Here is a 12,918-nt window from a genome sequence, read left to right on the forward strand (position 1 = left end):
ATGCTGGACACGATACGCAAAAATGGCGTGACGCTGGCGCTGTTTGCCGCCATTACGACCGGCGTGACGGCCATAGTGAATACGGTCACTAAGCCAACCGTTGAGCATCAGACGCAACTGCAGCAGAAAAATTTGCTGGACCAGGTGGTGCCGACCGATATGTACGACAACCACATTCAGCAGGAATGTTACGTTGTCACTGATCCGGCGCTGGGTAACGCCAATCCACACCATCTTTATCTGGCACGTAAAGGCAACCAGCCTGTTGCCGCGGCGCTGGAAACGACGGCACCGGACGGCTATTCCGGCGCGATACAGATGCTGGTCGGGGCTGACTTTAACGGTAAGGTGCTGGGCGTCCGCGTGATTGAACATCATGAAACGCCCGGTTTGGGCGATAAAATAGAACTGCGCATTTCTGACTGGATTAACAGCTTTAATGGCAAAGTGGTAACAGGTCCGGATGATAAAGCGTTTGCCGTTAAAAAAGACGGTGGCGAATTCGATCAGTTCACCGGCGCCACGATTACCCCACGAGCCGTCGTGAATGCCACCAAACGTACGGCATTATTAATTGAATCCCTGAAAGGGAAACTCTCTTCGTTACCCGAATGTGGAGACGCAAATGAGTGAAGCTAAAAACCTGCTGGTAGGCGGGCTGTGGAAAAATAACTCGGCGCTGGTGCAGCTGCTGGGCCTGTGTCCGCTGCTGGCGGTGACCGCCACCGCCACCAATGCGTTGGGGCTGGGGCTGGCCACCACGCTGGTGCTGACCCTGACCAACAGCTTTATTTCCGCCTCGCGCCGTTGGGTGCCCTCGGAGATTCGCATCCCCATTTACGTGATGATCATCGCGTCCGTGGTGAGCTGTGTACAGATGCTGATTAATGCTTATGCCTATGGCCTGTATCAGTCGTTGGGTATTTTTATTCCGCTTATCGTGACCAACTGTATCGTGGTAGGCCGTGCCGAGGCCGTCGCATCGAAAAGCAGCATCCCTCTTGCAGCCCTTGATGGTTTTGCCATTGGGATGGGCGCAACCTGCGCAATGGTGGTGTTGGGTTCCCTCCGTGAAATTATTGGCAGCGGGACGCTGTTTAACGGTGCAGACCAGCTGTTAGGCCCGTGGGCAAAAGCATTAAAAATTGAGGTGATTCATCTGGATTCACCGATGCTGCTGGCGATGTTACCACCTGGCGCCTTTATTGGTCTGGGCATGATGCTGGCGGGTAAATACCTGATCGATCAAAAAATGAAGCAGCGTGCTGTGCGCCGTGCTGAAGAGCAGGCGCTGGCTGCACCGCAAGGCAATACCGGAAAAGCCGTGTGAACCAGACAAAGCGTACCGAGATCCTCAGCCGTTTGCAGCAGGCTAATCCTCATCCTACGACCGAGCTGCAGTTTAGCTCGCCGTTTGAATTATTGATTGCGGTTCTGCTCTCTGCCCAGGCCACCGACGTCAGCGTGAATAAAGCCACCGCAAAGCTCTACCCGGTCGCGAATACGCCCGCTGCGATGCTGGCGCTGGGCGTGGACGGTGTGAAGGAATACATTAAAACGATCGGACTGTTCAACAGCAAGGCAGAAAATGTCATCAAAACCTGCCGCATTCTGCTGGAACAGCACGGCGGAGTGGTACCCGAAGATCGTGCAGCCCTGGAAGCGCTGCCCGGTGTGGGCCGTAAAACGGCAAACGTGGTACTCAACACCGCCTTTGGCTGGCCCACCATCGCAGTGGATACCCATATTTTTCGCGTCTGCAACCGGACAAATTTCGCCCCCGGCAAGAATGTCGAGCAGGTCGAAGAAAAACTGTTAAAGGTTGTGCCCAAGGCATTCAAAGTGGACTGCCACCACTGGCTGATTCTGCACGGTCGCTATACCTGTGTGGCCCGTAAGCCGCGCTGTGGCGCCTGTCTGATTGAGGACCTGTGCGAATACCCGGATAAAGTGGAATAACGCGAAGGTGTTGTCTGATAAAGCCTGTGAACACACAGGCTTTTTATTTTCTGATCTAACGCTGATCCAGAGCCGCCTGCATCCAGGCAATCACCAGCGGAGAATCCTTATCCTGTAAGGCTGCACGCTCGGACTGGAAGAGCGTGGCAACGTAAAAAGGATGATCGGTCAGTTCTATGCCGCGTACATCGCCATTGAGATCCCAGGCGGTGATACGCAAATTGTTGCCTTCCAGCGCTGCACTGAAGTCCGGGTTAACGCCAAAGTTGCAGTGATAGCCTTCATCGCTGGAGAGGCTGTCGTAGGCGGTGGCAATACGTGAACCGGGTTCAAATGTCACCTCACCGCGCTGCTCCACCAGCGAGCAACTTAACGGCGCAATCACCATCCGCCCTTCATCGCTGGTTTCTGCATGATTCGCATCATGCCAGCCCAGTACGTGACGTGCATAGTCGATCACGGCATACTGAAAACCGCCACAGGAACCCAGAAAAGGTTTTTCCCCTTCCTGTACCCAGCGCAGCATACTGAAGACGCCCTCATCATTTTTATAGGGACTTCCCGGCACCAGCCATACGGCATGGCTTTGCCTGATGGCGGTTAAATCGCCCAGCTCAGGTGTTGGGATCCACTCAGGTTCAATATCGATAGCAAGATGGGCAGCGGCACGGGAAAGCGCCAGGGGAATAGCCTGATGCGCAACGGCTTCCGGACGATAGTCGCCGACTAACGCGAGACGTAAAGGTAACGGCATAGCAAAATTCCTCTTAACGAAATAAGGATGCTACGGTAGGGGGCAACGGATGTCGAGTCCCGAAGTGCGGCTCTGTCGTGTCTCCCACCCGATACAGCGAAGCGCTACGGGCACGCCGTCCCCAGATAAGCTTTTTTCTCTGCCTGAATTAACAGGCAAAAATGTGACCTTAATCAACCTTTTTACGCCTTTGGTGGAGATTAACGTCATAATACGCAGACTATTTCATCAAATCGGCGTCAAAACCTGCTTTATAGCCAGATTGTCCTGAGAAAATATCACTTTCCGTTGTAAAGCTCGGCGTAACGCCGTTTTAGTAGTTAATGTCATTATTAACACTCCTGCAACCCTAACGTGACGCCATTACTTCACAGTAACGCTTAAAATCAGAATTAAATTCCAACTAATAATATTTATTTAGGTTTTCACGCCACACGATCGCTTTCCAGCAGAAGGTAGAAAACGCTTGCCCTGTCGCCTTTATTCAGCCAAATTAGTCGCCGTTTTTCCCATCTAATAAAAATCTGGCCCATGGTCTGATCACATGGCGCGGACTTAATTCCTGTCGCGACACAGGATATGAAATAACAGAGGTACAAGTGTCAACTGCAAACAAACACACCGACGAGGCCGTCAGCCTTAACGCGTTCAAACAGCCCAAAGCGTTTTACCTGATCTTTTCTATCGAATTATGGGAACGTTTTGGTTACTACGGCCTGCAGGCCATTATGGCGGTTTACCTGGTGAGACAACTGGGGATGTCGGAGTCCGACTCTATTACCCTGTTCTCCTCATTTAGCGCCCTGGTATATGGCCTTGTCGCCATCGGTGGCTGGCTGGGTGACAAAGTCCTCGGGACCAAACGCGTTATCGTTCTTGGCGTGCTGGTTCTGGCAATAGGTTATGCCCTGGTGGCCTTCTCGGGCCACAACGTCAGTATCGTTTATATTGGTATGGCGACCATTGCCGTGGGAAGTGGCTTGTTTAAAGCTAACCCCTCTTCGCTGCTCTCGACGTGCTATGACAAAGACGATCCCCGTATTGATGGGGCCTTCACCATGTTCTACATGTCCATCAATATCGGTTCGCTGTTTTCAATGATGCTGACTCCGTGGTTAGCGGAGAAGTACGGCTACAACGTGGCGTTTTCGCTCTCGGTTGTCGGCCTGGTCATCACGCTGCTTAACTTCCTGTTCTGCAAACGCCTGGTGAAAGACTTCGGCTCTAAACCGGACTTTGCCCCACTTCAGTTCGGCAAACTGTTGATGACTCTGGTGGGAATTGTCGTCCTGGTCGCCCTGGCAAACTGGATGCTGCACCACCAGTCAATCGCCCGCGTGCTGTTAGGCGTGATAGCGTTCGGTATCTTTGTCATCTTTGCCAAAGAAGCCTTTGCCCTTCACGGCGCAGCCCGTCGTCGTATGATTGTTGCGTTCCTGCTGATGGTGGAAGCCATCGTGTTCTTCGTGCTCTATATGCAGATGCCAACGTCGCTTAACTTCTTTGCGATTCGCAACGTTGAGCACAGCATTTTGGGTATCACCTTTGCCCCTGAGCAATTCCAGGCGCTGAACCCGTTCTGGATCATGCTTGCCAGCCCGATTCTGGCAGCCGTCTACAACAAGCTGGGCGATAAACTGCCCATGCCGCACAAGTTCGCCATCGGTATGGTGCTGTGTTCCGCAGCCTTCCTGGTGTTACCGGTCGGCGCGAAGTTTGCCAGCGATGCGGGGATTGTGTCTGTTAACTGGCTGATTCTCAGCTATGGCCTGCAGAGCATTGGTGAACTGATGATTTCCGGTCTTGGCCTGGCCATGGTGGCGCAGCTGGTTCCGCAGCGTCTGATGGGCTTTATCATGGGTTCATGGTTCCTGACGACGGCGGGCGCTGCGGTCATTGCCGGTAAAGTGGCAAACCTGATGGCCGTTCCTGAAAACGTTACCGATCCGCTGATCTCCCTGGCCACCTACGGCAGAGTTTTCCAGCAGATTGGTATCGCGACGGCGGTCATCGCCGTGCTGATGCTGATTACCGCCCCTCTGCTGAACCGCATGACTCAAGATACGGCAGCAGACAAAGCCTGACTGACGTCATGACTTTCCACGAAAACCGGGCCTGCCCGGTTTTTTTGTTTTTGTCGCCGATCAATGCCTCGCACATTCCTGCGCCTTATTACTGGCAATTCCGCGCCATGAGATTACTATGCAAACACGATTCGCAACATGGTGGCCTCATTATGAAACTGTTTTGTAAAGCTGGTGCCTGTTCCCTTTCACCGCATATCGTCATGCGTGAATGTGGTCTGGACTTTACGCAGGTTAATGTTGATCTGCAGACTAAGCTCACCGAGCGCGGTGAAGATTTTCGCCAGATCAACCCCAAAGGTCAGGTGCCGGCCCTGCAGCTGAGCGATGGGAATGTATTAACGGAAGGCGCGGCGATTGTGCAGTATCTGGCCGATCTTAAACCCGATCGTCACCTCCTGGCCCCGGTGGGGAGCCTGACGCGTTATCACACCATTGAGTGGCTCGGCTATATCAGCAGCGAGTTACACAAAAGCTTCTCTCCCCTGTTTCGCAACGATGCGCCTGAGGAGTACAAAGCGTTGGTGCGCCGCCAGCTGGAGGCGAAATTTGCCTGGGTAAACGATGAGCTTAAAGACAAACAGTGGCTGATGGGCGTGCACTTCAGCGTCGCGGATGCCTATTTATTTGTGGTTACCCGCTGGGCAAAAGCGCTGAACCTGGATTTGGCCGCGCGGGACCACCTGCAACACTGGTTTGAACGCGTTGCAGAGCGGCCGTCGGTTCAGGCCGCGCTCAAAGCGGAAGGACTTAACTGATACGATGAGGGCCGTAACCGGCCCTTTTTTACAGCTTCTCAGCGGGGAAGACGTGCGTTGGTCGGACAATGGCATCCTGAGCGGCAACCAGTTGCAGTTCATACTCGCCCATCTCATGCGTTTTCAGCATCACTTCATAGACCGCAGCAGTGACGTGTTCCAGCGCCGCCTGCAGCGACAGCCCGTGCAGCAGATCGACCAGCAACAAGCCACTGGTCAGATCGCCCACGCCCACCGGTTGACGAACGCCAAAATCCACCAGCGGACGACTGATGTGCCAGGCTTCACCGGCGGTCACCAGCAGCATCTCAAACCGATCGCTGCGGCGCCCCGCGCGCGCCAGGTGCTTAATCAGCACGACTTTAGGCCCCTGGCTAATCAGCATACGTGCCGCGTCAACCGCCGTTTCTACGCTGGTTACGCTGCGTTCGCTGAGCATTTCCAGCTCCAGCAGGTTGGGGGCGATGATATCGCTGGCGGGAAGCGCCAGTTTGCAGTGGAACTCCGCCACGCCGGGTGCAACGATGCAGCCCTTCTCCGGGTGCCCCATAACCGGATCGCAGAAATACCAGGCTTCCGGGTTCGCGGCTTTTACCTGGCGCACGATTTCCAGAATGTTTTCGCCCTGCTCGGCCGAGCCCAGATAACCGCTGAGTACCGCATCACAGGTTTTCAGGCGGTCAATATCGGCAATGCCTTTGACGATATCGGTTAAGTGCGTGGCCGGCATCACGGTACCGGTCCAGTGGCCATATTGCGTATGGTTAGAAAACTGCACGGTATTCAGCGGCCAGACGTTCACACCCATACGGCGCATCGGGAACTCTGCCGCCGCGTTGCCCGCGTGACCAAACACCACGTGCGACTGAATTGCTAAAACGTTTTTCACTTTTTTGCCCTGTAGTGCCTTGCCATAAAAAAGGGCCGGAAACCGGCCCTGAAAGGTTACTGCCAGTTAATCAGGCAGTAATGCTTTTTACCACGACGCAGCAGCGTGAAGCGGTTGAACAGCTTATCGCTGTCACTGAAACGGTACTCAGCATCAGACTGCTTTTCACCGTTCAGCGATACGGCATTCGAACCAATCATGGTGCGAGCCTGACCACGTGAAGGCACCAGCTCAGCTTTGACCAGAGCCTGTTGCAGATCGTCTTCGGCACTTAGCGTGATGGTCGGCATACCATCCTGCGCCAGCTGTTCGAAGTCGGCCTCTGTCATATCGCTCAGCGCGCCAGAGAACAGGCTCTCGGTGATTCGTTTCGCGGCAGCCAGCCCCTCTTCGCCGTGCACCAGGCGCGTGACCTGCTCGGCCAGCACGTACTGCGCGCGCGGCGCGGTTCCGCTGTTTTTATCTTCTTCTTCCAGGGCATGAATCTCTTCAATGCTCAGGAAAGTGAAGAACTTCAGGAAGCGGTAAACATCCGCATCTGCGGTGTTGATCCAGAACTGGTAAAACTTGTAGGGACTGGTTTTCTTCGCATCCAGCCAGACCGCGCCGCCTTCGGTTTTACCGAACTTGGTGCCGTCCGATTTGGTGATCAGCGGAACGGTCAGACCAAATACCTGGTTCTGGTGCAGACGACGCGTCAGATCGATACCGGAGGTGATGTTACCCCACTGGTCAGATCCGCCAATCTGCAGGGACACGCCGTGCAGCGCATTCAGACAGGCGAAGTCGTAACCCTGCAGCAGGTTATAGGAGAATTCGGTGAACGAGATCCCCTGGTCGTCACGGTTCAGGCGCTGTTTAACGGCTTCCTTGTTGATCATCTGGTTAACAGAGAAGTGTTTACCGATGTCACGCAGGAAAGTCAGCACGTTCATATTGCCAAACCAGTCATAGTTATTGGCCGCAATCGCGCTGTTGGCACCACAGTCAAAGTCCAGAAAGGGTGCGACCTGCGTCCGGATTTTTTCTACCCACTCACCGACGGTTTCGCTGGTGTTGAGTTTACGCTCTGCAGCTTTGAAACTGGGATCGCCAATTAAGCCCGTGGCGCCGCCTACCAGCGCAACCGGCTTGTGCCCGGCATCCTGAAAACGTTTGAGGCAGAGCAGTGGAACCAGATGGCCCAAATGCAAGCTGTCAGCAGTGGGGTCAAAGCCGCAATAGAGCGAAATTGGCCCTTGCGCCAGTTTCTCTACTAACGCGTCTTCATCCGTCACCTGGGCGATCAGGCCCCTCTCTTGCAATTGTTGTATCAGGTTACTGCTGGTCATCACTGACTCCAAATTGATCAGGCTGCACCTATGCTGGTACACAGCTTTCCGCTGAGTTGCGGAAGGAAAAATTAAGGGCTATAGCATAAAGCGCTGACGCCTTCTGTGCCAGCGCTGATGAGGGGGAAAACGCAGTTTTACGGCGCGAGTCGGTCAATTTTCCAGCCGTCGTTATCTCGCTGATAGAGGAAACGATCGTGAAGACGATGTTCGCCCCCCTGCCAGAACTCCATCGTATTAAATTTCACCCGATAACCGCCCCAGAAACTGGGCAGCGGCACGTCACCCTGCTGAAATTTTTGCTTCAGCTCCAGAAACTTGCCTTCCAGAACGCCGCGGGCAGAGATCCGGCTCGACTGTCGGGAAACCCAGGCGCCAATCTGGCTGTCACGGGGACGGCTGCTGAAATATTTCAATACCTCCAGCGGCGACAGCTTCTCGACGTCGCCCAACACCATCACCTGACGCTCTAAAAAGTGCCAGGGAAAATGGAGGGAAATACGCGGGTTGTGACCCAGCTGCTGTGCTTTACGGCTGCCGAGGTTGGTGTAAAACACCATGCCCTGCTCATCGTAGTGCTTGAGCAGCACGATACGTTGATAAGGCTGCCCTTGCTCGTCCACCGTGGCCACCGTCATGGCGGTGGGATCGGGCAGTTGCGCCTCACAGGCCTGCTTTAGCCAGCTTTCGAACAGCGCCAGCGGATTATCGGGTAGATCCTTGCGACGCAGCCCACCTCGCGTATATTCACGGCGCAGATGGGCAATAGTTTGTAGCATGTCACTGTCACTCATGATGCACATTCACTCCGGTAACGTTAACGGGCAGGTTGCAACTCGCAATCGTTTACAACGATCTTATCATTGCGCTCAATAAAGGCGCCGTTTCCTTTGGACCAGAAAACATAGTGACCGTCGCTGTAGCGAGCGCCGGAAGCGGAAACCGTTTGTGTCAGGGTCAGCGGCTTGCCGTCCATGATAAAGCTTACCTGCTGTTTGGCATTATCCAGCGTCACGGTGAGCGGCAATGTGCCACAGCGGTAGTGTAACGTTTCTGGCGCGGGCGACGACTTGTGCATCAGGCTACAGCCCGACAGCACTAACACAGCAGCCACGGTTAATCCTTTTAACATCAGTGATTCTCCTGTACGGAAAGCAGGGCATGGGGCGTTCTGCTTGATTAGGTGTCATTGACCTTCGCCGGAGAGCCACGCGGGCGCACCGGCCTGTCAGGGCAATTTAACCGATGATAGCCTGGGCATCAGCAAAAGTGTTTAAATAAGGCAGTGGAATAAAGACGAATACGGCGGGCGCGTTCCGCCACCCTGCAGGAGACGCAGGGCGGCAGGTAGAGGGTCAGCAGCGGTATGCTGCCTACGCGAAGTGCCCCTCACTGGGCCGGCAGTGCCTCTGAGCAGTGACGCTGCCGGGTGAAATTAGTTACCGCGATAGGTTGAATAGCCATAGGGACTCAGCAGTAACGGAATATGGTAATGAGGCTCGCTGCTTTCCATGTGGAATATCACCGGAATTTCCGGGAAAAAGGATTTGTGCTGAACTTTCTGGTAATAATCGCCTGTTTTAAAGACGACTTTGTAATCGCCTGTTTCAACTTTTTTCCCTTCGGGAAACAGCGCGCTAATTCTGCCGTTTTTATCGGTAACACCGGAGGAAAGTTTTACCCACTTATCCTGCTCTTTATGTTCAAGGTCAACGGAAATACCCGGCGTTGGCGTGCCCGACTCCAGATTTAATACATGAACGCTCAGGGGATTTTTCATGCTGTCTGATTGCGCTGCATAAGCACTCACTGAACCCATTAATAACGCTGCGACTGCACTCATTTGCCATTTCATTGTCGATTCCTTTATTTAGTTAACCTGTTACCAAGGTTACAGAGCGCCCGATGAAATACCTAACGACAGGCGTTAAATGTGAATTTTCTGAGAGACAGGATGCTTTCCTGCTCTGTTTTAGCTATTCGCGCTATTTTCTTTTCATCATTTATGTCGTTTCGCGCTTTGGTCTGCAAAAATCTCAAAAGCGTCTATGCTGTTTAATTCAAGGTCCACTTCAAGGAGATGAAATGCATACTAAATCCTTCTCAGCCGCCGTTTTACTTGCTCTGTCCCTGGCAACGTTAGTAGGTTGCTCTTCAAACCAATCTATTAAAACATCAGACGGCCGCACGATAGTGACCGACGGTAAGCCTCAAATTGACAGCGATACGGGGCTGGTTTCTTATCGTGATGCACAAACAGGCAAAACCGAACAAATTAATCGCGATCAGATCAGCAACATGAGTGAACTTGATAACTAATTAATTCCATCATGGATATAAGGTGAAGACTATGAAGAAGACGCTGATTTTACCGCTGGCCGTTTTGATCGGCATGGCCGCATTAAGTGGCTGTACTCGTACCAGCTATGCCATTCACACTAACGATGGCCGTACCATTATTAGTGACGGCAAACCTTCTGAATCTGACGCCGGTTTACTGGGCTACACCGATGCAAACGGTGTGAAACAGCAGATTAATAAAACCGACGTTAAAGCCGTTTCAGAAGTTCCAAACTAATAAATGTGCCGCCCCGAACAGGGCGGCTTTTTTTATTGCCCGCAGCCCTGTTCTGTTTCCCCTCGCCTTATCGTCTCCCCTGCTCGTTAATACGCCGCTCACGCTCCGGTTTATTCTGATGTCAGAATCGAATGTAAACAGGGTGACGTCAGACCCGTTCTGTTTTCTGTTTTCTGCTATCTGCTATCTGCTTAAGGTGACTTTTCATCTTGCGTCTGACTTTTCGCCGTTCTGGCGATCTTTTTTTAACGCTTTTAGGGCCTCATAACAGGTTTATTTTACCTGCTACGATCCGAATAGTGCCGCAATTTCGGCCTTTAACTGTCAAGCACCTATCTTAATTTCAGGCCAATGACCGCGTATCTAGTGCTTTAATCACTTCAATTTCTTTCTGGAAAACCTCTCTGATTGCGCTTTTTCCCTGCTTTTTAAGAGCTTAGCGCGCTTATCACAAAGTTCACTTTTTTCACGGCTTTCTTTGATAGGTAATGCCTAATGAAATTAGGCTTTCACTATGCATTTCTTTTACTAGACTAATTACTGGGTCGACGACATTCTCACTCACTCAGGAGGTGCATATGTATTTTCACGATGAAGCTACCGGCCATAAGATTATTGGTGAAGCTGCGGTGAACCTGGCCCTACAGGATGAGGAGATAACTGTGGTTTCGCTGATCCGTCAGCTGAGCGTTATGGCGGATAATGAAATCGACGACGAGCGGGTCATTCAAATCGCGGATGCCCGTAAATGGCTGAAGAGCTTTATTAACGTCGCGACACGGGAGCGGGCAGAGCTCAACTGGATGGCCGTTACTGGCCAGGTGCCTGCCAACCTGACCGAACACTAACCCTCCGGTCAGGGGTTATCCCTCCACGCGGGCGCGCTGTGCGTCCGCGTTACCCTTGTCCGGCCCTGCTCTCTTCTTTGTTTTCCCTTGTCAACGGGCTGTTGCAGCCTGCTTTTTCCCTCTCCGCCAGCAACCGTTCATTTTTACATCGAAATAGCTGTACAAGTTTTATTTTATTGTATAACTTTATGCTACTTTCAACTGACGACTTTTGGACCACTGCGAGAGCACCTATGCAACACAATCATCGCCTACCTCAGAGCGCCGACGATATCTCACGTTATTTTTCTGCGGCGAACCTGCCTTCACAGCAAGAGCTGCTGGGACAGATCGTTGTTGATATTTTACGCGCAGGTCAGAACGTAAACCGTAAATCTATCTGTACTAAACTGCTGCGCCGCCTTGAGCTGTCGGCAAGTCAGGAAGAAGAGCGTCTTTGTCGTGAATTGATTGGGTTGCTGTTTGGGCGGTGACACGGCAACTGACTGCCGTTATTCGGGCGGGTCATCTTTGTCAGAGCAGTAGCGGCATAACCGCTGTTACTGCTTCTGGTGCTGTTACTGTTTCTGTTGTTTCTACTACTTTTACTGTTTCTGTTGCTTCCGCTGCTTTGCAGAACCCTGTCCGGCAAATGATCCTCACACGCTAGTGAAGTTTATGCGCCAGGATGCGGATGGCCTGTTCGCAAGTCAGCCTGGTCTTTTCGCACGCCGTCTGAAGACTTTGCTGGTGCAGCGCGCTGATAATGTCCTGTACCGTCACCGCTTCTCCGGGCTGAAGAATACCTGACACAATCCTTCCTAAAAGCGCGTGTATTTCTTCACCGATCTCTGTCCTGTTTTGTTTCACGCATTTTCCTCAAACTTTACTTTTCATTTAATATTCATTCGTTTATCAAAATGGCGCTTTTCCATTCGTCCTGTTAGCGCATCAGATCTCATGCGTTAGCTGTCATCTTCGCGCTATAATTTAGGAAATATTCGCTTCCTAAATAGACAAATGTTAATCCAGTATTTTCAAGGCCAGGGCGATGGTCGCTTGCTCATTGGCAACATCGGCGACCTTGCCCGTGACGCGCATGCCAAATGCGATACGCAAAATCAGGCCTGCGGCCGTTTCAATATCAAGATCGGCGGATATTGAGCCATCGTGCTGCCCTTCTTCCAGTAATGACATCAGAAAGTGCTTATTGCGGTTGATCACCTGGGCAACCAACTGCGACAGCTCTGCGTCGAGCACCTGTAGCTCAATGGCGCTGCCGACCACGAGACAGCCGGTGCGCCCTTCACCACCACGAGAGGAGTCCAGATAAAACTGCAACAGCTCGCTTAGCTTCGCGCGGCCGGTGGCGTATTGAGCCAGCCGCTCCCGCAAATCCGCATTGCGAACGGCGATATAGCGCTGAAAGACCAGCAAAAACAATGAACGCTTATCCTGGAAAGCCTTGTAGATGCTGCCGACAGAGAGGTTCATTGCTTCACCGAGATCGGCCAGCGATGCGGCATGATAGCCTTTTTGCCGAAACACAATCATTGCCTTGTCCAGAGCCTGTTCCATATTGAACTCTCTGGGCCGACCGCGTTCTCTGTGTTTACAGGCTGTAGATAGCTGGCTGTTCATGACGACCAATGTGAAAGGCGACATCTTCGGCACTGGCCGAAAACGATATGCACCCGTGATTGTATCTCAGGCGTGGATCACAAGTATACCCCGAATC

General features: G+C 52.5%; 17 protein-coding genes. 9 read left to right on the plus strand and 8 right to left on the minus strand.

Translation table 11 applies throughout. The features are described from left to right. Genes rsxG through nth form a run of 3 tightly spaced genes read left to right on the plus strand, consistent with a single transcriptional unit; the run spans position 1 to position 1,959 of the window. Positions 1 to 633 carry an electron transport complex subunit RsxG gene (gene rsxG / locus P9J57_RS11315; RefSeq protein ID WP_165836191.1) on the plus strand — a complete coding sequence of 211 codons (633 nt, stop codon included), beginning with the start codon at positions 1 to 3 and terminating at the stop codon, positions 631 to 633. Then, positions 626 to 1,330, plus strand: a complete 705-nt coding sequence (locus tag P9J57_RS11320; RefSeq protein ID WP_014605923.1) for an electron transport complex subunit E — start codon at positions 626 to 628, stop codon at positions 1,328 to 1,330. The genes rsxG and P9J57_RS11320 overlap by 8 nt, the downstream gene beginning before the upstream one ends. Continuing rightward, the gene (gene nth, locus P9J57_RS11325; RefSeq protein WP_013025657.1) at positions 1,327 to 1,959 is read left to right on the plus strand and encodes an endonuclease III; all 633 of its coding nucleotides are present in this window, start codon (positions 1,327 to 1,329) and stop codon (positions 1,957 to 1,959) included. Before P9J57_RS11320 ends, nth begins: the two co-directional genes overlap by 4 nt. 55 nt (positions 1,960 to 2,014) lie before the next feature. Here the strand turns inward: nth and P9J57_RS11330 are convergent, their stop codons facing one another. Next, positions 2,015 to 2,713: a CTP synthase C-terminal region-related (seleno)protein gene (locus P9J57_RS11330; protein WP_105077458.1), complete on the minus strand. Its 699-nt coding sequence runs from the start codon at positions 2,711 to 2,713 to the stop codon at positions 2,015 to 2,017. 599 nt (positions 2,714 to 3,312) lie between these two features. Between P9J57_RS11330 and dtpA the strand changes: the two genes are divergently transcribed. After that, entirely contained in the window at positions 3,313 to 4,797 is a 1,485-nt protein-coding gene (gene dtpA / locus P9J57_RS11335; RefSeq protein WP_014605925.1) for a dipeptide/tripeptide permease DtpA, read from the plus strand. 152 nt (positions 4,798 to 4,949) lie between these two features. Next, on the plus strand, positions 4,950 to 5,555 hold the full coding sequence (gene gstA, locus P9J57_RS11340; RefSeq protein ID WP_014605926.1) for a glutathione transferase GstA: 606 nt from the start codon (positions 4,950 to 4,952) through the stop codon (positions 5,553 to 5,555). Between the two features lie 28 nt (positions 5,556 to 5,583). Here gstA and pdxY read toward each other — a convergent pair whose 3' ends face one another. From pdxY to uraH, 5 genes are all read right to left on the minus strand, one after another. Beyond that, complete coding sequence (gene pdxY, locus P9J57_RS11345; protein ID WP_013025653.1) at positions 5,584 to 6,444, minus strand: pyridoxal kinase PdxY; 861 nt, start codon at positions 6,442 to 6,444, stop codon at positions 5,584 to 5,586. 56 nt (positions 6,445 to 6,500) lie between these two features. Then, positions 6,501 to 7,775 carry a tyrosine--tRNA ligase gene (gene tyrS, locus P9J57_RS11350; protein ID WP_014605927.1) on the minus strand — a complete coding sequence of 425 codons (1,275 nt, stop codon included), beginning with the start codon at positions 7,773 to 7,775 and terminating at the stop codon, positions 6,501 to 6,503. A 137-nt stretch (positions 7,776 to 7,912) separates the two neighbouring features. After that, the gene (pdxH, locus tag P9J57_RS11355) at positions 7,913 to 8,569 is read right to left on the minus strand and encodes a pyridoxamine 5'-phosphate oxidase (protein WP_088900357.1); all 657 of its coding nucleotides are present in this window, start codon (positions 8,567 to 8,569) and stop codon (positions 7,913 to 7,915) included. Between the two features lie 23 nt (positions 8,570 to 8,592). After that, complete coding sequence (locus tag P9J57_RS11360) at positions 8,593 to 8,907, minus strand: MliC family protein (protein WP_013025650.1); 315 nt, start codon at positions 8,905 to 8,907, stop codon at positions 8,593 to 8,595. Between the two features lie 303 nt (positions 8,908 to 9,210). Beyond that, positions 9,211 to 9,630, minus strand: coding sequence for a hydroxyisourate hydrolase (uraH, locus tag P9J57_RS11365; RefSeq protein ID WP_013025649.1), 420 nt, complete (start codon positions 9,628 to 9,630; stop codon positions 9,211 to 9,213). A 230-nt stretch (positions 9,631 to 9,860) separates the two neighbouring features. Between uraH and P9J57_RS11370 the strand changes: the two genes are divergently transcribed. The 4 genes from P9J57_RS11370 (at position 9,861) to ycgZ (ending at position 11,674) form a co-directional block, all read left to right on the plus strand. Next, positions 9,861 to 10,094, plus strand: a complete 234-nt coding sequence (locus P9J57_RS11370; RefSeq protein ID WP_014605928.1) for a YgdI/YgdR family lipoprotein — start codon at positions 9,861 to 9,863, stop codon at positions 10,092 to 10,094. A 31-nt stretch (positions 10,095 to 10,125) separates the two neighbouring features. Beyond that, a complete protein-coding gene (locus tag P9J57_RS11375) occupies positions 10,126 to 10,353 on the plus strand; it encodes a YgdI/YgdR family lipoprotein (RefSeq protein ID WP_014605929.1) in 228 nt (75 codons plus the stop codon). Between the two features lie 578 nt (positions 10,354 to 10,931). After that, positions 10,932 to 11,201, plus strand: coding sequence for a hypothetical protein (locus tag P9J57_RS11380; RefSeq protein ID WP_014605930.1), 270 nt, complete (start codon positions 10,932 to 10,934; stop codon positions 11,199 to 11,201). 233 nt (positions 11,202 to 11,434) lie between these two features. Then, complete coding sequence (ycgZ, locus tag P9J57_RS11385; protein ID WP_014605931.1) at positions 11,435 to 11,674, plus strand: regulatory protein YcgZ; 240 nt, start codon at positions 11,435 to 11,437, stop codon at positions 11,672 to 11,674. A 172-nt stretch (positions 11,675 to 11,846) separates the two neighbouring features. Here ycgZ and P9J57_RS11390 read toward each other — a convergent pair whose 3' ends face one another. Together P9J57_RS11390 and P9J57_RS11395 are read right to left on the minus strand one after the other, a co-directional pair. After that, on the minus strand, positions 11,847 to 12,050 hold the full coding sequence (locus P9J57_RS11390) for a hypothetical protein (protein WP_013025644.1): 204 nt from the start codon (positions 12,048 to 12,050) through the stop codon (positions 11,847 to 11,849). Positions 12,051 to 12,203: 153 nt separating this feature from the next. Further along, positions 12,204 to 12,845, minus strand: a complete 642-nt coding sequence (locus tag P9J57_RS11395; protein ID WP_014593623.1) for a TetR/AcrR family transcriptional regulator — start codon at positions 12,843 to 12,845, stop codon at positions 12,204 to 12,206. Between the last annotated feature and the right edge of the window lie 73 nt (positions 12,846 to 12,918).

The sequence above is a fragment of the Pantoea sp. nfd-35 genome (assembly GCF_056892255.1).